Below are 25,265 nucleotides of genomic sequence, written 5' to 3'. Positions count from 1 at the left end.
TTTTGAGACACCACACTAGGGACACACTGATTTAATCGGCTTTCTGACGAAACCTGCCGCACAGCCCTCCGAATTCGATGCTTCGGGCCAAAAGCCGACGAATGTTTCTCGTAGCGGCGGAAATCGGGCAATTTCACAAGCCGATTGGGCGGTTTGGCATGCAATTCGCCTTCTCAGGACGCTCCTTGGACATTGAGTGCGAACAATCTCCGCTTAGCGATCACCAGATTGGCCATGGCAAACAGCGTGAAGAGTTGCGCGGTATTCTTGGCCAATCCCCAATAGCGGTTCTTCTTGTGCCCGAACAGATTCTTGACGAAGTGAAACGGATGCTCGACCTTGGCCCGAATCTTCGCCTTGAGCTTCTCGATCTGTTCGTCCAACTGACCCAGTTCGGTATCCGGCAAAGCCTTGCGCTTGCTAGGCCGCATCGCCACAAACCACTTCACCGTGCTGTTTTTATTCTCTTCCCGCTTCTCCACTCCCTGGTAGCCGGCATCGCCCAAACCCACCTTCTCTTCACCATGCAGCAAGAGATGAGCTTGCGTGACGTCACTCACGTTGGCGGCCGTGGTAACCAGGGTATGTACCAGTCCAGACTGAGCATCGGCGCCTATATGAGCCTTCATGCCGAAATGCCACTCGTTACCCTTCTTGGCCTGGTGCATCTCGGGGTCACGCCCTTCGCTCTGGTTCTTGGTCGAGCTGGGCGCGGCAATGATGGTGGCGTCCACCACCGTGCCTTCCTTGAGCAGCAAACCCTTGTCAGCCAAATGCGCGTTGATTGCAGCGAAAATGCGTTCGGTCAGCTTGTTCTCTTCAAGCAGGCGACGAAACTTGAGCAAAGCGGTGGCATCCGGCGCGCCCTCTCGGCCCAAGTCGATGCCGACAAAACCCCGTATCGCCTGGCTGTCGTAGATAGCGTCCTCGACGCCTTCGTCGGACAGACCGAAGCACTGCTGGGCAATGTACATGCGCAACATCCGCTCCAGCCCAATTGGCGGCCGGCCTCGTCCTTCGCGCTTGGGATAGAACGGCTCTACCTCCGCAGCCAACGCCGGCCACGGCGTCACCGCCTCGATCTCGGCCAAAAACCGGTCGCGGCGCGTCACCTTCTTCTTCACCGCGTACTCCAGGTCGGAAAAGCTTCTCTGCATGTCGGTTTCTCGCTCCACCCTCACAGTACCAATTATCCCAAGACAATCACCTCAGGCCAACCGGGACGGAATAAATCAGTGTGTCCCTAGAGCCCCTGCATATGAAAGTTGGGGCAGCTCCTGTTGCAACCGCAGTGCAAGTCAGCCGCCGGTCGGGAAGGTGGCAATGTCTTGCTGCGTAAATACTATAACTTAGATGTTTGCATGATATTTATGCATAAAGAATTTGACCGGTCGCGGGTGACAAACAGCGAGGCCAAGACTACAACAGTCCTAGACAGTGAGCTCCACGAAGCCTGGGCAAGTACATTTATGGAAATAAAACAATAAAAGGAAGAAAAAATGCAAGTCTGGATAAAATCTCTCAAAGTGGAAATGCAAGTAAAGCAAAATGGCATTGAACTGGAAATCCGCAGCAAAGATGGAGCTGAGCAATTAGGGGACTGTTATGCTACCATGACCGGATTGATTTGGTGCCGAGGAAGGAAAAAGAAAGAAAATGGTATAAAGATAAAATGGGAAGATTTTATCACAATCTGTTCGTCCGAAGAAAGACTCAAAGCTGCGATTAAAGCAGCAAAATTGGTTAAGGACGTCCAAGACTGAAAAATTCCATGCATGGGTGTTTAGCATGGGAAATCACCACGACGCCATTTAAATTCAATAATATTCAATTTTCATTTCATTAAACACGGCGGGATTATCCGACACAATAGCTTGTGCGTAAGCACGAACTACAAACGCATACTCTTTACCAGAACCACATTCAAGACAGATTTGCTCGAACAAAACCTTTCTAATCGCTCGCTCTTTACTTTTAGAAAATTGCTCAAACAAAGACTGTATATTTTCAATTCGCTCAGCCCGTTTCTCTAGCAGATCCTTTCTATTTAATTCTAGCTTCACCTTGGTAATCTTACCTCTATCGCTGCCCAATTTATGTACAATCATTGGCCCCGCCGCCAAAAAATGTTCATCTGGATCGTCGCAATAAGGATTCAAAAGCGGAGAAGTCGCATCATGAAAACCTCCCTTCCTACCATTACATACTCGACAAGATAAGCCTAAATTTTCGTAACTATAACGAAATTCAGGGCCTAAGTTTTTTGGTACGATATGCTCAATATCCCCATAATCAACGTGAAGCATCTTGCCTTCACAGTACATGCATTTCCCAGCCGACTCATTAATTAAGCACTCTTTAATTTCCACCCTATTATATGCAGTTGCCAACGCATCCGGTATAGGCAATTTACGCGCCGCAAGCTCAATATACTTTTCTCTACTCTGCTCCAGCTTCTTCACAACATCATCTGACAGGCGGTTTCGACTTAATTTTATCATTGCCTTTCTTTCTGCTCAGCCAGCGCATTAATCGCAAGAGCAACGTGCTTAGTCAGCCCCAATTCCTCCATCTCCATTCGAAGCTGTGCTATATTTTCGCTAGAAAACCCTGTACTTGAGTATTTCTTAACAAGAGCCTCAATTTTATTTTCAACCCATATGGGCATAGTAAAGTCCAGCCCAAGAACATCTCTTAATATTTCGTTCGCACTTCCGCCTTTATTTATAGTATCTAAGAGCTGACTATTGACTTTGTTATTTTCATCATATGAAAGCACATATACATTGGAGTCCGGAACGGAGCCTACTATAAAAGGACTGTGGGTTGCCACAATAAACTGAACAGTGGGAAATGCTGCCATTAAGTCAACCAGAACTCTGCGCTGTAGCTCTGGGTGAAGATGGTTTTCTGGTTCATCCATAGTAACCACAAATTTCCCATCGTCTCCCTGATACATAAAGATTTGCCACACCAAATCTACAATCGCCGCAATTCCTCCAGAAAGTGAATCAAATGAAAATTCTCCCGTCCTTGTTTCGAGTACGATTTCCGGAATCCTCACAACCAGGCGTTGAAATCCCAATTTAGGCGGAAGAATTTTCCGTAAAATCTCTTGGAATTCTTCATAGATTTGCACCGACTCAGGATCACCTTCCGAGACTTGACTCTCATAGCCAAATACGGCCAGAGCAATAAGCGCCTCCTTCATATAATGATGAGGAGAAGCGCCAGACTGGTTTCCAACATACCCACCTAAAACCCGACCAAAATAACCTGAAGATATTTCATGGCGACGCCTAAGAGAGATCGGTAAATTAGCAATTTTTTGATAGGAAAATGTTTGCCTATGCGAAGGGATATGCAGCCCAAAAGTACCTTGCATATATGGCACTTCAACCCCGTAAATTGCATCACTAGGGAATTCTGGCACCAGCAAATCTGCCTCCATATCATTCATATAACATATCTTCCCAATGGGTTTACCTGTAACAGATCTGACATTCTGATTGCCAGCCCCCCCATCGCCTGACCGATCACCAACGTCCCAAACATCCGTAGCAAAGCTAGCATCCTCTCCGATTCCTTTACTCAACGGAGTACTTACAAAGTAATTATTCCAACCAAAGTGTTTTGCGATTAGATTTATTAGTGTTGTCTTTCCCGCCCCATTTGCACCGGTCACAACAGTCAGCCGGGGATGAAAGCTAATATCAACGGCCTTGTACTGCCTCCATCCAAAAATTTTTATACCTTTAAGCATCACTCACTCCGTCTTAGTGAATAGTTCTTCAAAAATTCAGCTTATTCACTTCTGGTGAAAAACCATAAAGTCTTCAGTTTCCCGTATTCAAAGAGTAGAACGTTAAGTATTGTCATACTTCAATGTACACCAGAATGTCTCGCCTCCGAGAGGACAACCCAATCAAGAGGAGAGGCTTCCTACCTTGGCGCGAGGACAGAGCCGCCAATGCTAGCATTACCTTGTCTAAGAGTGGGACTCGGGCACACGGGAATCAGCGAGAAGACCAAAATAAAATACCAAGCTTCCCTAGAAGCTTAGACTATGTGGAGGTAAGAAAGAATCTTTGCTGTGCTTCCGTAGCAACTTTAGAGTGTCGCCAGAATCACACAAGAAAAGTATACATACGTTATCATACGGACAGCCAAGCGACACGAACCCGACCTTGGGGGTAGTAGTAATTGCAGTCACGTTTCTAACTTCCTGTTTTTAAATATCAAATCCAAAACGCCGCGGCGACGTACGGTGTCGCCGGCTGGTACGGGATAGCGGCCGGTACATGACCACCCTACCCCCTGTTTCCGCCTTGGCCGTTCAAGCTTCCGGCCTTTCCACTACAGCGCCTTGGTACTGCAGGACCCGTCCACACCACCATGGGCCGGACGGCTTCCTTGACACGAAATGAAGAGCGGGCGTGCACGCGCACGCCCGCCGAATAAAAGGCATTTTAAATCAGCTAGCTAGTACTTGTCGCGAAGGATTGTTGGTACGGAGAAGCGAGGGGCCGTCAAAGCCCCGCTCGCCGTCCTAGCGACCCGCGCCCAGCTCCACCGCGAAGGCGGCAGCAAGGCGGCCGAACTTGAGTGCATGTTCGCCGCTTGGGTCGGAGTTACCCAGCGTGTCGTGCTCGGAGTGAATATGCACATTCTTTTCGCCCTCCGCGCTTTCGAAGGGCATAGAGGCGGCAAAGCCGCGTTCATGCCACGAAACATGATCCGAGCCTTCCTCGCCACACCGGGTCCAGCCTGTCGTGAGTGACTGCGGATAGAGAGGGGCTCGCAAATAGGTGCGCACCAAATCGACCAGGAATTTGTTCTGCGCCTTACCCGTATAGTCGGAGCACATATAGATATCGCGATCCGAGCCCTTGTAGTTGGTCATATCCAGCTGCAGCACACCTACTATGTCGGCCTTTGCCAGCCGCTTGGCAATATCGCGCGAGCCATTCAATTCGATTTCTTCCGCGGCATAAGCCATGAATTTAATGGTACGCCTCGGCTTATAACCGCTGTCGATGATGACCCGCGCGGCCTCCGTAAGACTGGCAATACCCGAGGCATCGTCATCCGCGCCTGGAGCCCGGGTGTTTTCGGTCGTGTCATCGTCCCCATCGGCATCGTCATGCACGGTATCGATATGGCCGCCAAGTACCACGATTTCGTCCGCCAGATCCGTGCCCACAATAGTCAGGACGACGGACATTTGCGGAAAGCCAGGATGGGCAATCTGTTCGACGGCAATATCGCCCCGGCGTTCGTTGGCCAGACTCAGCCATTGCCGGTATAGCCAATCGGAAGCCGCCACCCCATCTTGCGATGTGTAGTACCGATTTTTGAAGGCGGTGAGCCCGTTGATGGTGGCGACAATATTGCTCGCCTGCATAGCCGGCAAGAGCTCGGTTACGATCTCCGCCTGGGTAATCGTGTAAGCGGGTGTCGTCACATCGGCCTTGCGCCAGGGCCTGGCAAGCGGCATTGCACTGACGGTATCCAGCAGGCAAATGCCGGCAAAGGCGCTTGCGAACAGCTTTTTCACGGGCACTTTCTGAACCTCCTGTTGGCCACTGCAACGATGTAGTGGCCTGGTTTTGATTTTGGAATTGCTCCGAACCTGGAATGAATAATCGAAGCTCGAATCAAGATCATCCGGCGCGCTTATTGTTGGCGAGCTCACTCCACGCAGCAACTAAGCAAGGCTAAGCCGCGCCAGGCGATGACTAAGCGGTGCGGGACGGCTCTCGGCGCAGTCGGTACGCTTGATCTTGAGGCGCTGGACGGATCGAGGCGGTCTAGATGGGCCGCTGGCGGCCCACAGCTTACGCAGCGGCTTTTTTACATCCGCCGCAGAGCATGGTGACTCGCTGCAACGCATCATTGAAGTGACGTTGCAAACCGATCCCCGTACCGTGCTGGGATACACCCGTCGTAGCGAGATGTTTCGGGACCATGCTGGCGAGCGGTTTCTTTAACGGGAAAGTGGCGACCGGGAAATACCGGCCCCTTTCCTATCGCGCCACGCTTGCTGCGTTGCCCGCGCTAGCTTTGATGTAGGACTTGTTCCAATAACTGTACGCAAACTGAGGTCGAAACGACGACCGACGACCAACCGCCGCCCTGGAGAGATGACGCTAACGAGCAGGAACCCCCACCTTATGAAGCAGGGTATTGGGAAGGTTGCGCCGATCCAGGCCCGCCGCCTTGGTTGAATGACCAGGGCGACAGGGACCATTTTGACGGCGATACCACGATTAAGAGTAAGGCTAAATCAGCAGCGGCTTTTGACCGGATTATTCCGACTGGCTAGCTTCACCTTAGAACATTAGAACAAAGGCGATAGGGAAACTAGCCACGCTCAATCCTAGCAACCAAACCTTGTATGTCTTCGATAGCTGATCTGTTTTCCAGAATAGGAGTGTCGATAATGCTATTGCAGCCACCCAGAAAAATAGGCCCACATAGCCCGACATCATCGTAAGCGAAGACCATTTTTCTATATCCCCGGGCTCTCCCATATCAATCAACTGGAACTGTGTTGCCGCATGGGAATTAAAAACAAGGGCAATTAAAACCAAGATGTTACTTGCCCAAATTAAAGGCGGAAATAATTTCACTTATGTCTCCTGGCTGGCGGGCAAGCAGCCCGCCAGCCAATCCAATGGGGTCGGATTGTAGGTTGCGGCCTTGTCCTGGATCGAAATCGCGATGGTAGTTGTAAACCTCCTGTCCCGACGCAAGATCGCAGCTAAAAGTTTTCCCTAGAGCCAGCATGGTTTACAACCCAACACCCCCCGACGCCTGCCCCTACGACCCGCATTTTTCCCTAGATGCGTGTTTTCAGCAAACAGGGCGACGGTCTAGGGGCGCTTTTATATATCGCCACGTACCCAGGTGCAGAGGCCTGGATACGCGCAATGCGCGGCTAAAGAAAAAGAGAGAACAAGCAGCGAGAGGGCTTGGCGCAGGCCGATGGGACGAGTCAGCAGAGCGCGGTCTTCATATACACACCTCAACAATTCGAACAATAATTTTCATTCAAAACAGTAATTAACCCTTTGAATTCGAGGAGCAGCTCGGAGTAGCCTGGGGCATTTGCTTTCATGTTTACACATGAAATCAGTGCGCCATTGTTAAAATAATCAACAAACTCACCGGCTTTGACGTCGCTGTCTCTAACCGCAAGCACGCCAAGCTCCTCGTATGCGCTCTCAAATGCAAACCAATCAAGATTTTTATTGGAAAGCACAATTGGATAATTTACTGTTCCACCAAAAAAATCTTTGAATTTATTTTGAAGGGTGACGAGCTCATGCTCAATTTTGTCGCCTTCCAAGATGAATTGCGCATAAGCGATAGTTTTAGGAACGCCGAAGGACACAAACGAATCTGTGACATACGTCCGCCAATTGGATTCTACTATGCCTCGTAAAAGCTCACTATTATCCAGCACCGAGCGCTCAAAGAAGTGAAACCGATAATCATTCTCATGAAATATATTTTCAGGCAAGTCCTTGCTCCAGTCTATAACCTGACATAGTCTTTCTGACAATAGATCATCGGGTGAAACATCTGTAAGTAACATATATCCATTCCCTATTCTTCAAATCTAATTTTCGCGGACGCTTTCTTCGCGCCATCAAAAGTAATCGTAGCAGACGGCTCGCTGGTGGACTTGGACTTCGGGTAAAATCGATAAGTCTTCGCACCCTTCGTTAATATTGCTATAGAACCGTCCTGACTAAATGTTTTCATGTAGCCATTAACTTCAAGCGCACGAATGGCTTCTTGAGTGGATGTCCCTGCATTAATGTTCCCGGCGCTATACCTTGTTTGCTTTGCCAAGAATTCAACGTCCGTCTTGATAACTCTGCATGCGGCACCCGCCGCCGCATTCGCCGCCACACCTGCCATTGCGCCAGTGCGCCAGTGCGATCATACGCTGCCATATTCATGGTGTCTTTCGACGTCGGCGCCTCCCACGGGTTGTGGACCGCATCGTAAGCCCGGTCCAGGGCATCGCGACGCCGACCAGCGTCACGATTCCAGCCGCTATTCGGCCACCAGGCATCCAAACCACGCGGATCTATTGCGGACAGCGGATTGCCATTTACATAGGCATAGGTATTGAGTCCGCCAGCCAAGCCGATGGGGTCGGATTGCAGGTAGCGGCCTTGTCCTGGATCGAAATCGCGATGGTAGTTGTAAACCTCCTGTTCAGACGCAAGGTCGCAGCTAAAAGCGCGTTTTCCCTAGAGCCAGCACGGTTTACAACCCAACAAACCCCGACGCCTGCCCCTACGACACGCATTTTTCCCTAGATGCGTGTTTTCAGCAAACAGGACGACTGCCCAGAGGTACTTTTACCCATCGGCACGCACCCAGGAGCAGATGTTGTTCGGCGCGCCCAATGCGCTGGCGAAGTTCGTCCCGCTGTTCAACGTCTACGCCTGTGCGGCCGTTACTGTTTACTCTCCGGGTTCGGTCGCCATTATTCTAATGGCCTCGGTACGCTGACCCAGATCGCCATAAATCTCTTCACAAATTTCAAGGCGACTTTGGTTCTCCGTCAAAAAATCCAGAACCGCATTGATCTCGTTGATAATCACTCTTACCGTCGCTGGATCGTCTTCAGCGCGTGCTTCTACTACCCAAATGAATGAGTCTGCTACATCACTTGGTGACTGTCTGCCATAATTTTCGGACAGTACATAATCACCCAGCCCAAGCAAGTAATATTGAAACGGCACCGGCGGCATTGCGGCAATATCCGAAGCACATGGCACAACGTTTTTCGCAAACTCTAGTTGTATTTCACTACGTGATCGCCCGCCGAATTTTTCATATGCATAAGCCACGTCGAAGTCGCTTAAGTCGCCCCAATCATCCCTATTTGGTACATTAGCCATGGCGGCAAATCCTTTCTATCTGCTTTTTTTCCAGCAATTCACTTTACATTTCGCGTAGTCTTGCATGTTATTTTTCCAAGACCGCCATTCGGATGCTATATCCCTAGCATGCCGTTGAGGCCACCATTTGTCATCCCACGCCTGTCTCATCTGTGCACATCTTTGGGCACGATCCGCGTTATTTAGAAAATCTTGGCATGGATCCCCCGAGGGGTCCGGACGATCATTACAGACGGCCTTATAGGCCGCATACTCAGCTTTTGCTTCTACCTCTTGAACAGGTGTTCTTGGTGGCATCTCCCCCCATGGCAGGGGCAGAGGATCAAGTGGTGAACTAGGAATATGACTATTGATTTCTGTCCCAATTGCATACCCAGCTCCAAAGGTAGCCACACCCCAGCCAATTGGGTTGCTGGCAAGCGCAGCTTCAATACCACCGGCGGATAGACCTCCTGCGACCCCGCCAAAACTACCCAAGCCCGGAAGTGCAAGCGCGCTCCTACCTGTTGGGTCGCTATAACTCAGCGGATTCCCCCCGACATAGGCATAGGTGTTGAGACCGCCATTGAGGCCAATGGGGTCACTTTGGATATAGCGGCCTTGTCCCGGATCAAAATCCCGGAAGTAGTTGTAGTACAGCCCCGATTCCTTGTCGTAATACTGGCCGGGGAAGCGCAGATTGAAGGCATAAGCCCCGCCCGTTCCCTCCGGATCCTCATTCGGCGGTGTATTGCCGAACGGCTCGCCCTGCCACGCCCAGATCGGCCGCTTGGTGGCGTCGGTGATCAGACGTGCCGTGCCCAGGTGGTCGGTATGGATATAGCGGACCGCACCGAAATCGATCACGGCGATCGGGGTGTCGTCGAGATAGACATACTCCCGCTTGGTATTGCCCAGCTGGTCGCTTTCGGCGATCAGATGGCCTTGCATGTCGTAGTGGTAGACCGTGGTCTGGCCTTGGTAGGTCTTGACGATGCGCTGACCAAGGGCATTCACCACGTATTGCGCACCAGCGGCGGCGATCAGCCGGCCACGGGCGTTGTAGATGTAGCTTTGCTTGGTGTCGCTGGTTCGGCTGCCATTGGCGTCATATTGGTAGACACTGCTTTGCGGGCCGTCGCTGGCGGTCAGGCGGTTGCTGGTCGTCTCGACGCGCTGGGCAAAGGCCTTACCGTTGACGGTCAGTTCGGTGCGATTGTCGCTGGCATCGTATTTGTAGGCCTGGCTCTTGGTGCCGTCCTGCCAGCTGCTCAGGCGGTCGTAGCCGTCGTAACCGTACTGACTTTGCTGGCCAGCGGGCAGCCCCAGCTTTTGCAGCAGCCGTTCCCACCAGCCGCCGCTGATCTTCTGGGTCTTGATGCGGCTGCCGGTGTCGTAGCCCAGGGTCAGGGTGCTGTCGCCCAGGCTGATCTGGGTCAGGCGGCCGTCGAGGTCGTAGCGGCTGGTGTGCAGTTCACCATTGCCGTAGGTCCAGTTCTGCGCGGCACCGAAGGGGCGGTATGTAATGTCCTTGGCCAGTACAGCCGTAGCGGCGGTGGCATTGGCTTGGGTCAGGATCTGGTTGATCTGGCCGGCGGCGTTGAAGTTGTAGGTAATGGTGCGGCCGCTGGGGTAGACCCGCTGCTTGAGTCGACCGGCGCTGTCGTAGTTTTCGCGGGTGATGTACTGCTTGCCGGCGATGGTGCGCCATTCGCCCATCGGACGGCCGAGGTCGTCGTAGGGGGTGCTGATCTGATCGCCTTGCGAGTCGGTGATCAGTTGTAACTTGCCCGCCCGTGTGCCGGTGGTGCCGTAGCCGAAGGTGATGTTGCTCTGGTCGGCGTAGGTGAGCTTGTCCAGGCGGCCGGCGGTGTCGTAGCGGTACTTGGTGGTTTGCCGCTTGGCATCGGTGACGGTGTCGGTGCCGCCCTTGCCATTGGGGACCGTGGTGGTGGTGCCGCTGTCGGGACTGGTCTGGACCAGGATCTCGTCGAAGCCGTTATACGTATAGGTAGTGACCAGGCCGCGCGGATCGGTGTACTTGGTCAGGCGGTTGCGGCCATCGTAGTCGAAGCGCTGGATGCGGGTGACACCCAAGGCCGTATCGGTGCGGGTGATCATGCGCTTGAGTGCATCGTACTCGAACACGCTGAGCCGGCCCAGATCGTCGGTACGCGTCTTGACCAGGCCGCCGGGGGTATGGGTGTATTCGGTCCAGCCGCCGTCGTTGCGGATTTCCTTGGCGAGATTGCCGTGCAGGTCGAAGTCGCGCTTGATCGTTTGGACGGTGGCAGCGGACAGCGGCAGGCTGAGGGCCAGCGCTGCCGCGAGTATCAGATTGGGGAATTTCATTCGGTTTAGCTTGCAGTGCGTGCGGTAGGACGGGCCAGCGGGGCGCGGTCGGCGTCGATCTGGGCGACCAGTTGGGCCAGGCTATTGCTGCTGTCCTGTAGCTCCGTCAACTTGCGATTGCCCATGGCATCGAGGGTGTAGACGATGCGGTTGCCGACGTTGTCGCGGATCACGCTCAGGCGGCGGGCCGTGTCGTAGTCGTAGTTCAGCTTGCGGCCGTCGGGGGTATCGACCTGGCTTAGCTGGCCGGTGGGGTGATAGCTATAGGTGCTCACCAACGTGCCGACCGTGCGGGTCTTGAGGCGGTTGCGCAGGTCATAGCCCAGGGTAACAACGACTCCGTCAGTTTGTTTGATGCGGCCCACCTGGCCGGCCGGGGTGTAGTCCTGATAGAGCGTGACCAGGCCGGCGCCGTCGGTGGCTTGGCTGAGGTTGCCCTGGGTGTCGTAGACGAAGGTGCTCACCGACCGGTCCGGCTCGGTGATGGTCCACAGCAGGCCGTTCGGGTGGTAGGTGTACTGCCAGACGCGGGCGCTGCCGGTCAGGGTGGCGTTGAAGCCTTGGCTGCCGTTGGGGTCCAGGGTGGCTTGCTCGGTGCGGCTGAGGATATTGCCCTTGGTATCGGGGACAAAGGTGGTGCGCAGCGAGGGGGCGGAGATCGCCAGCGGGATACGCAGGCTGGGCGACCATTGGGTGCGGGTGGTCGTGGCTTTGTCCGTGCCGGCGGCGTCAACGCGTTCGATTTGCAGGTTACGAGCCAGGTCGTATTTGAAGGTGGTGGTCGTGCCGCCGAAGTCGGTGTAGCTGGCCAGGTTGTTTTGCGTGTCGTAGATCTGGCTGCGGGTCTGCACGGGATCGCCGGCGCGGGCACCGCTGCGTGTTTCCTGGCGGGGGCGGGTCACGTCGAGCTGGCTGGCTTGGCCATAGCTATGGCTGACGCCGAGCGGATCGGTGAAACGCACCGATTGCAGCTGGTTTTGGGCATCGAATTGGTACTGGTCCACCTGATAGTGGTTGAGCTTGCCGGCTTCCCAGGTGGCGGTGGTCAGGCCGGTGGTGGCGTCGTATTCCCAGTGGGCGAAGGGTTGCTGTTTCTCGTCGATCAGGTCGCTCAGCATGGCCGGGGCGCCTGCAATCGGCGACACCCGGGCCAGGTACTGGTATTGGCGGCGAGTGCCATCGGCATGGCTGACCGAAGCGAGCTTGCCGGCGTCATAGCCGTAGGTAATGACCTTGCCGCTGGGCGGGGTGACTTGCTTGATCAGCAGGCCGTCATAGTCGATGCGCAGTTGGCGCTGGAAGCTATCGCGCACCAGGGTGATGTCCTGGTTGGCATTGGTGGTGAACGTCAGGGTGTAGCCATTGCGCTGGACCAGGCTGAGCGGATTGAGGTAAGCATCAAAGGTCCATACGCGCTCGTCGCTATCACGATACGCCCAACCGCTGCCGGTCGGCAGTTCGGTCAGGCTGGCGTTCACATCGGCATCGGCTTGCCAACGACGGGGTTCCCCGTCCAGTAAGCGGAACGATAGCGTCCGTTGGCCCAGCTGGAGAACCATATCGATACGATCGGAACCGGTGCGCGAGAATAGCCGGATATCGTAGTTGTGGCGCCAGCCGCTGGCATCCCAGCCGCGTGCGGCGGTACCGCTTGGCACGCGCCGCAGGCTGTCGTAGTGACGGACAAAGGCGAGCGATGAGGCGCCCGTGGCGGCGTAATCGGTTTCGTCGATCAAGGTCCGGCCTCGGTCGAGACCAATCGGATCGCCGATCGCAGCCGGGATGCTGCATTGGCAATCGTCCTGCGGCGGTGTTTTATCCTGGGTATTTTGGGTAGGGTTGGTCGGGACGGCGCATTTATCCTGCTGGACATCGAATGCCTGGCCGGCTGGGCATCCGCAGCTGCCATCCTCCCGCATGGAAAAGCCGGCAGGGCAGACATTTTTATTGGGACCGGCCATACGGCAGACTTGCTTGCTCGGCCTCACCCCATTATTGAAGCTGATCTCCCAGCCCGGTTTGCAAGCACCATCAAAGCGGTAGACTGGCGCCGGACAGTTTTCCGGACCGCCGTCAGTACGCCTATAACAGATGATGTCCGTGTAGGACCAGCCGTCATTGTAGTAGCCAACTATCTTGAGATACTGGTTGAGTTCGGGGTTAGGGACCACTTTACACTCGCCAATATTCTTGATGCCTTCCACTGAAGTAGCCCGGCAGACGTCCCCTTTGACAGCACCTACCCACAGCATCGGTTTGTAGAGATAGACATAGCCACGCTCCTCGCCGGGCGCAGCCACGGCGGCGCAGGAAAGTAGACAGCAGGCGACGAACAGGAAAAATCTTTTCATTTTCAATTACTTGGTGGGATTGTGGTGCAGATTCGAACGAGAGAATATTAACGTTGGATCAAGCGCAGGGCCAATATTATATATGCAAGGCCGGCTTTCCGACCGACCAGCCGATGGACGGTAATATCCAACAAAGCATCGCTTCGGCTCGGGCACGGCGTCGTGAACACGCAGGCGCTTTCGATACCGTTGCGGTGGACTGCAGGTCACGGCAAGGTCAATCGAAGGCTGGCGGAAAAGCGCCGATGTGTAGCGAGTGGCGGCCGGAAGCAGCCACGGCCACCAATTCAACTCTCAAGAGAAGAATTGATAGTTATTTCTTCCTTGCTTTTTAGCCTCATACATCGCTGCATCTGCGTTTCTCATCAGTGCATCGCCGTCTTCGCCATCAGCAGGATACACGCTGATCCCGATACTCGTTGTGATTTGCAATTCGCCCTTACCCGCGGCGTGAGGCGGCGCCATTGCGGCGATGATTTTATTTGCAATCAACTCGGGATCGCCTCTATCCTTTATCTCACTCAGCAGGATGACAAACTCATCTCCTCCGCGCCGGCTAACCGTATCCGAATTGCGCACGCAGGCACTCAGGCGCTGTGAAACCGACTGCAATATTTCATCGCCGACGGCGTGCCCCCATGAATCGTTGATATGCTTGAAATTATCCAGATCAAGAAACAGAATGGCCAATTGGGTGGCATTTCGGTTCGACAGAATGATTGCTTGATTCAGGCGATCATTCAATAAAAGACGGTTCGGCAGATCCGTCAGGAAATCGTATTGCGCCAGGTGGATCATTTTCTCCGCCATGGCCTGCGCCAGGCTGACGTCGTGAAATACGACCACCACGCCTCTTATTTTCTCCATCCTGTCCTTGATCGGCGCAATGGAGCCTTCGATTGCAGTATGGCTGCCGTCCTGCCTAACCAGGATCGTATTTTCGTTCAACGCCACGGACTCGCGCTGTTGCAAAACAAACTCGACCGACTGCGGATCGGGCACCCCTGTTTTGCCGTTACTGATACTGAAGACCTTGTCCACCGCGCAACCCAGCACCTCATCGCTCTGCCAGCCGGTAAGCAGCTCCGCTGCTTTGTTGAGGTAGTTCAAATCCCCGGACAGATCCGTACAAATGACCGCATCCGTGATCGAATTGAGCGCGATTTGTGCACGGGATTTTTCCTTGAAAAGCTCTTCTTCGACTGCTTTTCTTTGAATGATATTACGCAATGCCTGCGGTACCAGACTGTGGGCAAAATGTCCCTTCGAAAGATAGCCTTGTGCGCCATGCTGTACTGCTTCTATCGCCAGGAGTTCATCTTTATCGTCGCATAGCGTAAGGATAGGCACCTGAGGCGCCGCAGCGAACAGTTTATCAAAAGTAGCCACACCGGAACTATCAGGCAAGGAAAGGTCGACCAGTATCGCATCAATCCCGCCCGAACCGAGACGAACAAGCGCGGTGGATAAATCCGCTAGCCATTCTATTAGGTAAGGGCCGTCGGCTGCGTTGGAAAGTACATTCTTTAGAACAGATGCATCCGCGGAATTACTCGTAATGATAAGGATGGTATTCATCTGGCGCTCCAGGTATTTTGACGTATGGACGTCCTGTTTGCCGCGGAGTCGCCGGGCCTGATCAAATAGCAACCATTCTCTTCTTTGCATGCCTCCCCAAATGCCGTGGCCAAGCAATCGACCGCTCGACGATCAAGCGGCCGTCAAGCCCGTCCCGGCGACAGCTTGGCCGGCCGAACGCCATTGCCAGGTAACAAGTTGCTGGGACCTCTCACGCTCATTGTTTTGCAGATCGAGCTCAACCGCCTGGGTTGGGACAACGGGCACCACGGCACGGTCCGCGCCGATTTGGCGAGCCATTACGCGCGCCTGGCCGCTGGCCAGGAAACCCCGTTCGCCCAAATGAAAGGCCGCTACGGCGGCAGCGATCGCCGGATCCCCGGCCAGTAGCTGGTTGCGGTTGAAATCGGCCGCACCGAGTGGGGGCCGTCGTTCCACCCCCTCGCTTACCTGCACTTCGGCGGGCTGCTGCACGCGCGTGATCGCCTGTCTTTCGGCTGGCAGGGGAGAATTTGTATCGCTCACCCGTTCACCCTGCCGATCGAACCGCCTATCCGTTTGGGGCTCGTCGGCCTGCGGCGCTTCGGGCGTTTGGGCCGCGGCATTATCGGCTTGCAAGGTCCGCGGCAATATCGTGTTGTCGGATGGGAGGCGGGAAGCCGCCAGTTCGGCTTGCGCGCGCTGGGCGGCAATCACATCCGGCTCAGCGGCAGGATTACGGTTCGATACCGGCAAGCTGTCGGTTTCATCCGGTCGTACTGGCGCCGGCTCCGATAAGGCGTCTCTCTGCTGCAGGGCCGCGTTCAAGGCGTTGTCGGCGATTTGCCTCTGTAATAAGGCATTCGCGTCGTTCGCCTCCAAATCGTTCTGCCTGGCTGTGTCCGCGAATAAATCCGCCTGCTGTATGGTCTCCTGTGCCGCGGACTCGGCCTCAAGGCGCGATGTGCGTCTATTTTCATCGGCGGCATCGGCCGCCAACTGGCTGATGACTTGCGCCGACTCCGCCAGCGCGGCCGAAGTGGCCTGCGGATTGTTCTGCAGCGCCGACCTCAGCGTAGGGATATCCAAACCCAATTGCGTGGCAGTACTCTGCGCATCGAGCGGTTCCTGCACCACGATGCCCAATTCAGCCAGACGCGCCAACGCAGGTTGTTCCGCCTGCCGCTGCGCATTGGCGCCCACACCGTCCAAGCCTTCGGGCTCGAATGGCAACCGGTCCAGCGGTTCCGTGCCCCGCCGCTCGACCGGCGCGCGCGGAGCATACGCAATGGCACCGTCGGCATCGGCAAGCGATTGGGTCTGCAAGTCATTGAAGGCTTCGACAAAGCGCTGTGCGGCCGGAAGCAACTCGGTCAGCGGATCGGCTGCCGATGCGGCCGTACGGTCCAGCGGCGAGGCTTGCGGATCCAGGCCCGCCAGCTCAGGCGTGACGCCCACTGGCTGGATAGACGACGACAGTACGGCCGGCTGGGCCAGACTTTCGATGACCGAGGCGGCCGACTCCAATCGCCCCAGTCGCGACAAGTCGACGATGCTGGCACCACCGTCGTCGAACAAGGGCTCGATGGGCGCAAACACTGTGCCGTCGGTCGGCGACAGCATGGGCACCGCATTGGTGGACGGAATGGCGGCGGGGGCGGATACGGCAGGCGGGATGATCATGGGCTTACGTCCTCTTGCTGGCATGGAGCGCAGGCGCCATGCCGGTTTCAGGATACCCACCTGCAAGTACCGTGCCGCCGGCTCCCGCTTGAGCGTTCCTGGCATTCGCCACCGTGGCAAGCCGACCGGTCAAAAATACCGTTTCACCGGTAAATCCGTCCGGCTAGCGCCGCGATTGCCTCGCAGCCGGCGCCATGGCGGGGCCTAGGATCAAGCAGCGCCGTTCGTTTCCTTGGCCAGTTTGTGCGCACTTCGCCATTGTCCCGGCGATAAGCCGCTTTGCGCCTTGAACGCGCGCGACAGCGCTGCTTCGCTGCCGTAACCGACGTCACCGGCAATCAGTTTTAGCGTCCGTCCCTGCCGTAGCGACTTTTGCGCGATACCGATTCGCCAGCGCTGTAGGTAGCTACCAGGCGTACAGCCGACCGTTTCGCGAAATGCATTGGCAAACACGCTGCGCGACATACCCGCACATTCGGCCAGCGCATCCAATGACCAGTCCCGAGCGGGCTGCTCATGCATGGCGACCAAGGCAGCACGTAAACGCAGATGCGCCAAGCCGGCAAGCATGCCGCCGCGCGTCTGTCCGTTTTCCATCAGATGGCGCAGAACCTGGATAAGCAGGACTTCGAAAAGCCGATCCAACATAGCCTGGCGGCCGCAGTACTGGCTGAACGCCTCCTCGAACAATAGCCTCAGCACGCCTTCCGCCCCTTCCAGCTCCGACAAGGGCAGGCAGATGAATTCGGGCATGGCCATTGCGATCGGATTTGCAGCACCGCCATCAAAGCTGAGTCGCGCGCAGGTGGTGTCCGCCCCTTGCTCTCGATCCGTGATAAACCGATGGGGCAGCGGGCGGGGATAGAGCAGCAGGCTGGGCTGGGTTATCCGCAGGATTCCAGCACGCTCGTGCCCAACCTCCACTTTGCCGTTGCGGATCACATGCAGATAGCCGGCGTCGCCTTCACCGTCGGCATCATTGATGCCACACAGCGCGCCCGTACGAAATACCTTTGCCTTGACCGAGAAGTGTTCCAGCAAGGCTTGTAGCCGATCAGGCATGATCATACTCATTATCAATTTTTTGATACTAATCATGATAAATGATACTGAGCATCCACGTACAGTACGTTCTGCCACCGAGCAATGTTTCCACTTCATCCAAATACAAGGAAATACCATGAACGTCCTGCATCGCACTTTGGTCTTGTCCATACTGGTGATGGCTGCCTCCACCCAGGCTGCCCCGACAGCGGCTGCCAACCTAACCGCTGTCAGCCAAGCCGTCGGCATCGAGCAGTCGTCGAACTACGTGCTTACCCCTGACGGCGTCCGCCTTTACTACAAGGACTGGGGACCGAGAGATGGCCAAGTGGTGGTATTCAGCCACGGCTGGCCGCTGAATTCGGATAGCTGGGAATCGCAGATGCTGTTCCTTGCCTCGCAAGGCTACCGCGTGGTGGCGCATGACCGCCGCGGTCATGGCCGATCCAGCCAGCCATGGGACGGTAACGATATGGATCACTATGCGGATGACTTGGCGTCTGTCATCAAGGCACTCAAGCTCAAAGACGTAACGCTGGTCGGTTTCTCGACCGGCGGGGGCGAGGTGGCGCGCTATATCGGCCGCCATGGTACTGGCCGGGTCAAGAAGGCGGTGCTCGTGAGCGCGGTGACGCCATTGATGCTCAAGACACCAAGCCACCCTGCGGGTTTACCTATCGATGTGTTCGATGGCATACGCAAGGGCTCGCTGGAAAACCGCTCGCAGCTGTACCTGGATATTGCGTCCGGCCCATTCTTCGGCTTCAACCGTGCTGGCGCCAAACCTTCGCAGGGCATGATCCAGTCCTTCTGGGCCCAGGGTATGCAGGCCGGTCACAAGAACACTTACGATTCCATCGCGGCATTCTCGGCCACCGATTTCCGTGACGATCTGAAAAAGTTCGACATCCCCACCTTGGTGATCCATGGCGACGACGACCAGATCGTGCCGATCGATATCACCGGCCGTGCTGCCGCCAAATTGCTCAAGGATGCCAAGTTGATTGTCTATGCAGGCGCACCGCATGGGATAACCGATACCCATAAGGAACGCTTGAATCAGGATCTGCTCGGCTTCCTAAAGAAATAACGGCGCAAATGCTCGGCCCCGGCCTGCTGGGGCTGAGCGTTGCTCGTCAACCTTGGAGTTCACCCAATTCATCGCAACCCACGCTCTGAGCGCCACGGCATATCGCACAGCACGTCAGGATCAAGCTCGGGGGCACGCCTGCAAGCACTACCCGATCAGCCTGAACACAATCCGCCGCTTGCCGCACCGCAGCAGCTACGCGATGATGGCCCCTTCCCCACCCCTATTCCGGGAATATCATGCGCTGCAAAACCAAGCCACGCGCTGGATGGTAGAACTACGCTTTGGTCCAAGGGAGATATCCGGCATGAGCATCGAAACACATAGGCTGGAGCTGGCTGCACTAGGCGACCAGCTCGCGCAGGAGGCGGCACGTTTGCAGGCTCGGCTCGACAGCATGGCGACCGCTACCAGCCTGCGCCACATTGGTCGGCTAGCCGCCGCCTATCGGCAATATACCGCCGAGCTGGCACAACAGACCGGTGAAATGGACCAGGACATCCAGCTGGATGCGGATGGCGCCTTGCAGGCCAAACTGGCGCACAGTCAAATGGGGATCGCCAATCTACAGCGCGCGATAGGTATCTTGTCGACGGAAATAACGGAAAATGCGGCCGAAGCGGAGCCGGACTTCCAACAGGCGCGCGAGGCATGCTCGGAGCTGCACGACAGCCTGGAGAAGCTGCGCTGGGTCATCACGGAGCACGACACCGACACCATCCGGCCGGTGCCGAGCGCGCTGCTGGACGAACCCGAAGCCCCTTTGGCGCACTTGGAAACCTGCACCTATTTGATACGCGAGGCGCTCGCGGAAGGTGACGCGGAGCGCATCATCGATCATCAATCGGCCAATGTGTAGACCGACAATTCAGCGGATAATATTTGATTTATAACAAGGACTTATGGCAACAACAAGTAACGAAGCAGCGCCTTTCATGGCGCTGCAGGATGAACGGGCCATCCATGCCCGCAGGGCAAAGCTGATACTGCTGGTCGGCAGTTCGGGGATGCTCGTGGCTGGTTTGATCTGGGCCGTTTATTTTGCGTCCCAGGAGAATTGGCCCGTTGTGGGGATGGATTTCGCCCTGATTTGCGCGGGCGCGCTATCCCTGCGGATGGTTCGCGCAGGAAAAACGGCCCAGTCGACCCTGCTGATGAACGCGAGCGTTTTCGGAATATTGGTCTTTATGGCGCTGTTCCTTGACCTGCCAAGCGATGCCGCTCCCCGAACCGTCCAGCTCTACCTGATTCCGCTCGCGCTTTCCACGAACCTGCTGCTTAGAGGCGAACGCCCTTGGCTGCGGCATGGCCCGCCTGTGTTGAGCCTGTTGACCGTGGTCATCCTATCCAGCTCGAATTTTGGGGTGCTCACGTCCATGGCGCTGCCGGACAGCGTCAGGATCGGCGGCGGGTGGTTCAATTGTGGCCTGGCGATGGGCATTCTTTACCTGCTTATCGTCGTTTTTTTCGGCGACATCGATCGTATCGAGACGCAACTGCAGCGCGCCCACAACTGTTTTGTCGAACTGATCGGTAGTATGTTTCCCCGGAGCATTGCCGAGCGCTTGCTTTCAACGGGCCAGGCTTTTGCGGAACGGCACAGCAACTGCTCGATCCTGTTTGCCGACATCGTGGGGTTTACGCCGCTCGCCGCAAAATTGGCGCCGGAGGATCTCGTCAAACTGCTTTCGGGTATCTTCGTACGCTTCGACCAATGCGTTGAACAGTACGGACTGACCAAGATCAAGACGATAGGGGATACCTACATGGTGGCCGCCGGCATACCGGACCCAGATGGCCAACATGCCCGGAAGATCGTCGAGTTCGGACAGAAGATGCTGGAGATCGTGCAAAGCCTCGACGGTGTCGATCTGCGCATCGGGATTGCTTCGGGTGAGGTGGTCGCCGGGGTGATCGGTCAATCGCGGCAGATCTACGATGTGTGGGGCGATGTCGTGAACATGGCCTCTCGCATGGAATCCCAAGGCTTGAGCGGGCACATCCAGGTTTCGCAGGAGACCTTCGAGCTGACCAGGCAATGGTTCAATTTTGAAGCGCGGGGCGAGGTAGCGATCAAAGGCAAGGCGGAAATGCAAAAAACCTACCTGCTTGCGAAAGCATCGCAATCACTGCCGGAATGGGTCTGACACGCAGCCCCTTCCGGCAGGAAAAACTTATCTGCGGATCAACATGAACGCGCGCGTTGCACCATTGACGCTGGCAGATCCGACAATGTCGCCACTGTCATTGATCCCCGTCGCCGAGGTCAGTACGATATCGCTGCGCCCCAATTCGGCCGTCAAATCGACCAGGCGGCCATTGATCACCGCCACCGCGCGCTGGCTGCCCAATGCCATGCCATTGTAGGAATCGCCCACGGCATCACCGAACTTATTGACGCGCGAGAGGCTCGATACATTGTGCCCGGGCAATGCACCGATGCGCTTTGCTACCCATCTGCCGTTCGACGGCGTCCAGACCGTTGCCATTTTTCTCAGAAAACCCAATTCCGCCATATTGCCCACGACCACGCCGGCATCGTTGACGTCCTGCGCCGAAGACCAGGTATCGCTCGATGGCTGCGACAAATTGATGACCGTCGTGCCGGTCTGCACAAAGCCGTTGGTCGCCCTGCCCGAAGCCGGCGGATATTGCCAGCCTACGATCAGGCCGCGGGTATTGATGGCAGTGCCACGCCGATAGATGCCGGCTTCGACAAGGCCACGGCTGGGCTTCTCACCCGTCCAGCTCACCGTCGCCTGGGTTTCATCGCCGTCTTGCGACATGCCGACCACCACGCCACTGCCGTTGACCGCGTATGCCAAGCCATAGGCCGAATTGCTGGCCAACAAGGGCAACATACGGAAGGCGCCATGACTATAGATAAACGGCCGGTTGTTCGACAATGTAATGCCATCGCTGCCCACCACGGACACTTCTTCATCGCCGACAATCACGCCCTGCTCATTGATACTGCGTGGCTGGGACATGGCGCCGCGGGGACTGGCGTTGCCGAGATCGGTCATTTTGCCGCCGTGCCACAAGAATACGAACTGGCACGGCTGCATCATGCCGCTGCTGTCGCACTCGGGATTGTCGTTGCGTGTCGAGCGGCCGACCACTTGGCGCTTATTATTGATGTCGATGGCGGCGGAGAACGAACCGCCTAGCGTACCCAGGTCGACGAAGGTGTAGCGGGCGCGCAGGGAGACGGGGCCGTCCGCTTCGGCAGCCACAGCCGGCGCACTGACAGTTAGGATTGCCACGGCGGGCAACAAATTACAGGCAAGCAAATTCAGATGCCATTTCGACTTCATGGTATTTATCAACACCTTATGTTGAGTTGGAAAAACCCTGCTCGTGACAGGGTAAATTGCTGATGGAGTTAATATAAAATTAATATTATCAATTCCGAAAGCGCGCGCACTTTATCACAGCAATTTTCGGTTTGAATTTTTTTCTATGAATAACATTAGGAAGTGCTAAAATACAGCTCGGGATTTAAACGTCGCCGCAATACCATCCATATAATGACAAAAGAATAATATTGTATTTCGTATGCATTAATTAACATACATTTCAACTGGTTTTCATTTTCAGCAGCTTCAGCTGCCTCCCAGATAGCGCCCTTGTCGCCAGTCAATTAGGACGTCCGTCTAATTTTCAGACAGCCCCTTCCACTGCCTGCCAAAAAATGGAAAGTCTCGGGTAAATTCGGAAGGTAAGTCGCCAAGCCAATTCCAGCCTTCAGACTCGCTGGTACCCGTCTCGGCTTGCTCGCCGGCCTGCACACTTCCCTACGCTTCCCATGATGGCAATGCGGTAGATCAGGCACGTGAGGAGCTTTCCTGGTAATTGGCCAGTCATCCGCTTTTAAAAGCGACTGCACGCCTCGAGGAGAAAATTAATATGCCTTTGATTACACATATATCCAAACCACAACCTGGCGACTGGAGTGAACGGCCTGCAAGCAATAAAAACGAAAAACTGTGCAATGATATCAAGCGCCTATTTGAGCACGACCCTGCCCTGAATGCGGTCAATCTAGCCACTTATATGTCGGGGAGTAATACACTTGGCGACTGCGATTTCCAACTCTTGACTGCTGCGATTGCAAGCAACCCGTACGTAACCATGCTCGATTTAGGCGCGTCCTTGCGGGGCCATCCCGCTCGAGTGCCCATATTGGTTGATGCGCTTGCAAGTAATCATGGCTTGATCTCACTCCACCTGAATAACAGCGAGCTGGATGATCAGGCGGCAGTACAGTTGGCCGATGCCATTGCAGTGCACCCGAGCCTGGCTGAGCTCGCCTTGAACGGCAATCGTATCGGCGGCAAAGGGGCAGAAGCCTTGGGCCGCATGCTGAGCCGAAATCATTCCCTGACCACGCTCGATCTGCGCAACAATCGAATCGATGCGCACGGCGCGAAGTCGCTAGCCAGTGCGCTAGCGCAAGACTGTCGCCTGGCCACGCTGCAATTGGGGCGCAACGCCATTGGCGATGAAGGTGCCAGGGCTTTGTTCAACATCCTGGAAAAAAACCACTACCTGGTCTCGCTGGACCTGGAATCGAATCTAATCGGACGCGCCGGTTTACAAGCACTGGCCAAAGCCAACGCGCCGACTTGCAAACTCTCGACGCTGAACTTGAAATGCAATCCCATTCGCGATGAAGGTGCCCTGACAATCGCATCCGCGCTCCGAAACAACACTGGCTTGACTTCGCTCGATCTATCCAGCACCAGCATAAGCGAAAATGGCGCGCGTGCACTGATGACCGCACTCACCGAGCATCCCGATCATAGCCTTGGCACGCTGACACTGGACTGCAATACGCCTATCGGCGCCAACTGCGGAAAGGAACTGGCTGGCTTGATCGCGCAGAAAAGTACTTTGACCACACTAAGTCTACGCCGATGCCAAATCGACGGCCATGCGGCCAGTCTGTTAGCCAAAGAACTGGCAACGAATACCAGCCTGGTGCAACTCGATCTGACCGGGAACACTATTGGCAACGAGGGCGCCAAGGCCTTGGCGGAAGCGCTGGCAAGCAATTTCACCCTCGCAGGGCTGCAATTGGATTACAACAAGATTGGCAATGAAGGCGCAATTGCGCTGGCGACGATGCTGGAAAGAAATAATAGCCTTATCCATCTCGGCCTCGGCGCTTCGCTGATCGGCGCCATTGGCGCGCAAGCTTTGGCGGCGGCATTGAAATCCAATTCCAGCCTCAACAAGCTCGATTTGAATTTCATGGACATCGATGACAAGCAAAGCCAGGATTTAATAGAAAAATCCCTATCGGTCAATACCAATGAGAAAGGCATATGGCAGCGCATTAATGCGCAACTTGAGCAAAGCCGGCAGTTAGTCGATCGTCGCGATTACCGCCAGGCCTATATCGAATTGTCAAAGTTGCTTCAGCTATCCAGCGCCCAACGCAACAATGCGATCCTGGCTTCGCACGAGCATGCCCGCCAGCTGGTAAAACAGGCAAACCAGCTTTCCCATAAAGGGCACGTACATCTTCTGGCGCAACGATATCCGGAAGCCAACACCGCATTCGAGCAAGCCCTCGCGCTATGCCATGATCACGTGTCGGCAAGGCAAGGGCTGCAATCCCTACCGCATACCAGTATGCCGCATATACCGCCCAGCGAAGCCGATCTTACCGGGTCTCCACTCCGGTTCACCGTCGGGAAAGGCACGCTACAGCGAATGAATCGCGCGTATTGCCTTGTCGATACGGACGCCTGGGACAACGCTGCCAGTCAATTCTGGGGCGAAATTTCGGCCTTGTTAGTCAAGCAACTCGACATTTTCGATATGGCGGACTTACAAGATGTAGTTTGCCCCATGATACAAGCTGCCATTTTCAAAGAAATTACCGTAAAACATAGGCAGCGGATGGTCACTAAACCCGAAGCCTTGTTGTCGGGCGACTATTCGAGGCTTGCCGGCATTTCGGGCCAAGTTGCCGCTTTGCTGGCAAACCTGAGTCTCGATCCAATGCATGCCACACAGCCGCAAGCACCCGGAGTCGATTCACGGATAGTGACCCGGAAGGGACTTTTCGATTTGGAACTCGTCGTGACGCCGAGCCGCACGGAGTCCGGCGAACGATGCGAAGTAAGGTGGTATCTACTCAGCGATCGTTTCACCAAGGAAGATAAAGCTCGTTATACCGAAAGGGGAAAATGGCTTGTCCTTGATCAGGGCGGCTTCGAGGTCATCGTCCAGGCCGAAATTTTCCCGCGCTGAACGGCACCCAATCGACAACGC

Annotated in this window: 19 protein-coding genes and 1 pseudogene; 5 read left to right on the top strand and 15 right to left on the bottom strand. The window is 55.3% G+C overall.

The genetic code is table 11. The features are described from left to right. Positions 1-173: 173 nt before the first annotated feature. Positions 174-1,157, bottom strand: a complete 984-nt coding sequence (locus FNU76_RS22110) for an IS5 family transposase (protein ID WP_144280210.1) — start codon at positions 1,155-1,157, stop codon at positions 174-176. 342 nt (positions 1,158-1,499) lie between these two features. Between FNU76_RS22110 and FNU76_RS22105 the strand changes: the two genes are divergently transcribed. Continuing rightward, a complete protein-coding gene (locus FNU76_RS22105; protein ID WP_144280209.1) occupies positions 1,500-1,763 on the top strand; it encodes a hypothetical protein in 264 nt (87 codons plus the stop codon). 54 nt (positions 1,764-1,817) lie between these two features. Here the strand turns inward: FNU76_RS22105 and FNU76_RS22100 are convergent, their stop codons facing one another. The 13 genes and pseudogenes from FNU76_RS22100 to FNU76_RS22040 all read right to left on the bottom strand — a co-directional run bounded on the left by FNU76_RS22100 (position 1,818) and on the right by FNU76_RS22040 (position 18,061). Then, positions 1,818-2,501 (bottom strand): HNH endonuclease, encoded by a 684-nt coding sequence (locus FNU76_RS22100; RefSeq protein WP_144280208.1) that lies wholly within the window; start codon positions 2,499-2,501, stop codon positions 1,818-1,820. Continuing rightward, complete coding sequence (locus FNU76_RS22095) at positions 2,498-3,763, bottom strand: AAA family ATPase (protein WP_144280207.1); 1,266 nt, start codon at positions 3,761-3,763, stop codon at positions 2,498-2,500. The genes FNU76_RS22100 and FNU76_RS22095 overlap by 4 nt, the downstream gene beginning before the upstream one ends. Positions 3,764-4,549: 786 nt before the next feature. Continuing rightward, positions 4,550-5,695 (bottom strand): M20/M25/M40 family metallo-hydrolase, encoded by a 1,146-nt coding sequence (locus FNU76_RS22090; protein ID WP_223879143.1) that lies wholly within the window; start codon positions 5,693-5,695, stop codon positions 4,550-4,552. 637 nt (positions 5,696-6,332) lie between these two features. After that, positions 6,333-6,632 carry a hypothetical protein gene (locus FNU76_RS22080; protein ID WP_144280205.1) on the bottom strand — a complete coding sequence of 100 codons (300 nt, stop codon included), beginning with the start codon at positions 6,630-6,632 and terminating at the stop codon, positions 6,333-6,335. A 395-nt stretch (positions 6,633-7,027) separates the two neighbouring features. After that, on the bottom strand, positions 7,028-7,600 hold the full coding sequence (locus FNU76_RS22075) for a hypothetical protein (RefSeq protein WP_144280204.1): 573 nt from the start codon (positions 7,598-7,600) through the stop codon (positions 7,028-7,030). A gap of 11 nt (positions 7,601-7,611) precedes the next feature. Continuing rightward, positions 7,612-7,929: a hypothetical protein gene (locus FNU76_RS24785; RefSeq protein ID WP_223879142.1), complete on the bottom strand. Its 318-nt coding sequence runs from the start codon at positions 7,927-7,929 to the stop codon at positions 7,612-7,614. A 170-nt stretch (positions 7,930-8,099) separates the two neighbouring features. Continuing rightward, a pseudogene (locus tag FNU76_RS25340) lies at positions 8,100-8,213 on the bottom strand (RHS repeat-associated core domain-containing protein); the annotation flags it as partial. A gap of 270 nt (positions 8,214-8,483) precedes the next feature. Then, positions 8,484-8,924 (bottom strand): hypothetical protein, encoded by a 441-nt coding sequence (locus tag FNU76_RS22065; RefSeq protein ID WP_144280203.1) that lies wholly within the window; start codon positions 8,922-8,924, stop codon positions 8,484-8,486. A gap of 15 nt (positions 8,925-8,939) precedes the next feature. Continuing rightward, positions 8,940-11,255, bottom strand: a complete 2,316-nt coding sequence (locus tag FNU76_RS25095; RefSeq protein WP_144280202.1) for an RHS repeat domain-containing protein — start codon at positions 11,253-11,255, stop codon at positions 8,940-8,942. A 5-nt stretch (positions 11,256-11,260) separates the two neighbouring features. Next, on the bottom strand, positions 11,261-13,606 hold the full coding sequence (locus FNU76_RS22055; protein WP_144280201.1) for an RHS repeat domain-containing protein: 2,346 nt from the start codon (positions 13,604-13,606) through the stop codon (positions 11,261-11,263). Between the two features lie 294 nt (positions 13,607-13,900). Further along, on the bottom strand, positions 13,901-15,184 hold the full coding sequence (locus tag FNU76_RS22050) for a diguanylate cyclase domain-containing protein (protein ID WP_179958243.1): 1,284 nt from the start codon (positions 15,182-15,184) through the stop codon (positions 13,901-13,903). A 132-nt stretch (positions 15,185-15,316) separates the two neighbouring features. Then, positions 15,317-16,846, bottom strand: coding sequence for a hypothetical protein (locus tag FNU76_RS22045; RefSeq protein WP_144280199.1), 1,530 nt, complete (start codon positions 16,844-16,846; stop codon positions 15,317-15,319). Positions 16,847-17,056: 210 nt separating this feature from the next. Further along, the gene (locus FNU76_RS22040) at positions 17,057-18,061 is read right to left on the bottom strand and encodes an AraC family transcriptional regulator (protein ID WP_223879141.1); all 1,005 of its coding nucleotides are present in this window, start codon (positions 18,059-18,061) and stop codon (positions 17,057-17,059) included. Here FNU76_RS22040 and FNU76_RS22035 point away from each other — a divergent pair. The 3 genes from FNU76_RS22035 (at position 18,027) to FNU76_RS22025 (ending at position 21,127) form a co-directional block, all read left to right on the top strand. Continuing rightward, positions 18,027-18,980, top strand: a complete 954-nt coding sequence (locus FNU76_RS22035) for an alpha/beta fold hydrolase (RefSeq protein ID WP_144280198.1) — start codon at positions 18,027-18,029, stop codon at positions 18,978-18,980. The genes FNU76_RS22040 and FNU76_RS22035 overlap by 35 nt on opposite strands. Positions 18,981-19,287: 307 nt before the next feature. Then, positions 19,288-19,839, top strand: a complete 552-nt coding sequence (locus tag FNU76_RS22030) for a hypothetical protein (protein WP_144280197.1) — start codon at positions 19,288-19,290, stop codon at positions 19,837-19,839. Positions 19,840-19,915: 76 nt separating this feature from the next. After that, on the top strand, positions 19,916-21,127 hold the full coding sequence (locus FNU76_RS22025; protein ID WP_179958242.1) for an adenylate cyclase: 1,212 nt from the start codon (positions 19,916-19,918) through the stop codon (positions 21,125-21,127). Between the two features lie 27 nt (positions 21,128-21,154). Here FNU76_RS22025 and FNU76_RS22020 read toward each other — a convergent pair whose 3' ends face one another. Continuing rightward, positions 21,155-22,297, bottom strand: coding sequence for a hypothetical protein (locus tag FNU76_RS22020; RefSeq protein WP_144280195.1), 1,143 nt, complete (start codon positions 22,295-22,297; stop codon positions 21,155-21,157). Between the two features lie 592 nt (positions 22,298-22,889). Here FNU76_RS22020 and FNU76_RS22015 point away from each other — a divergent pair. Beyond that, a complete protein-coding gene (locus tag FNU76_RS22015) occupies positions 22,890-25,244 on the top strand; it encodes a leucine-rich repeat domain-containing protein (RefSeq protein WP_144280194.1) in 2,355 nt (784 codons plus the stop codon). The last annotated feature ends 21 nt before the right edge of the window (positions 25,245-25,265 follow it).

This window comes from Chitinimonas arctica (genome assembly GCF_007431345.1).
GTDB lineage: Bacteria > Pseudomonadota > Gammaproteobacteria > Burkholderiales > Chitinimonadaceae > Chitinimonas > Chitinimonas arctica.
This window is presented reverse-complemented; position numbering and strand designations above follow the sequence as displayed.

What these genes read in the sequence shown, in the direction of transcription:
- FNU76_RS22045 (WP_144280199.1), bottom strand. Translation starts at nt 16,846, where the DNA reads ATGATCATCCCGCCTGCCGTATCCGCCCCCGCCGCCATTCCGTCCACC.
- FNU76_RS22100 (WP_144280208.1), bottom strand. Translation starts at nt 2,501, where the DNA reads ATGATAAAATTAAGTCGAAACCGCCTGTCAGATGATGTTGTGAAGAAG.
- FNU76_RS22095 (WP_144280207.1), bottom strand. Translation starts at nt 3,763, where the DNA reads ATGCTTAAAGGTATAAAAATTTTTGGATGGAGGCAGTACAAGGCCGTT.
- FNU76_RS22050 (WP_179958243.1), bottom strand. Translation starts at nt 15,184, where the DNA reads ATGAATACCATCCTTATCATTACGAGTAATTCCGCGGATGCATCTGTT.
- FNU76_RS22105 (WP_144280209.1), top strand. Translation starts at nt 1,500, where the DNA reads ATGCAAGTCTGGATAAAATCTCTCAAAGTGGAAATGCAAGTAAAGCAA.
- FNU76_RS22015 (WP_144280194.1), top strand. Translation starts at nt 22,890, where the DNA reads ATGCCTTTGATTACACATATATCCAAACCACAACCTGGCGACTGGAGT.
- FNU76_RS22030 (WP_144280197.1), top strand. Translation starts at nt 19,288, where the DNA reads ATGAGCATCGAAACACATAGGCTGGAGCTGGCTGCACTAGGCGACCAG.
- FNU76_RS24785 (WP_223879142.1), bottom strand. Translation starts at nt 7,929, where the DNA reads ATGGCAGGTGTGGCGGCGAATGCGGCGGCGGGTGCCGCATGCAGAGTT.
- FNU76_RS22035 (WP_144280198.1), top strand. Translation starts at nt 18,027, where the DNA reads ATGAACGTCCTGCATCGCACTTTGGTCTTGTCCATACTGGTGATGGCT.
- FNU76_RS22025 (WP_179958242.1), top strand. Translation starts at nt 19,916, where the DNA reads ATGGCGCTGCAGGATGAACGGGCCATCCATGCCCGCAGGGCAAAGCTG.
- FNU76_RS25095 (WP_144280202.1), bottom strand. Translation starts at nt 11,255, where the DNA reads ATGAAATTCCCCAATCTGATACTCGCGGCAGCGCTGGCCCTCAGCCTG.
- FNU76_RS22020 (WP_144280195.1), bottom strand. Translation starts at nt 22,297, where the DNA reads ATGAAGTCGAAATGGCATCTGAATTTGCTTGCCTGTAATTTGTTGCCC.
- FNU76_RS22110 (WP_144280210.1), bottom strand. Translation starts at nt 1,157, where the DNA reads ATGCAGAGAAGCTTTTCCGACCTGGAGTACGCGGTGAAGAAGAAGGTG.
- FNU76_RS22065 (WP_144280203.1), bottom strand. Translation starts at nt 8,924, where the DNA reads ATGGCTAATGTACCAAATAGGGATGATTGGGGCGACTTAAGCGACTTC.
- FNU76_RS22075 (WP_144280204.1), bottom strand. Translation starts at nt 7,600, where the DNA reads ATGTTACTTACAGATGTTTCACCCGATGATCTATTGTCAGAAAGACTA.
- FNU76_RS22055 (WP_144280201.1), bottom strand. Translation starts at nt 13,606, where the DNA reads ATGAAAAGATTTTTCCTGTTCGTCGCCTGCTGTCTACTTTCCTGCGCC.
- FNU76_RS22040 (WP_223879141.1), bottom strand. Translation starts at nt 18,061, where the DNA reads ATGGACAAGACCAAAGTGCGATGCAGGACGTTCATGGTATTTCCTTGT.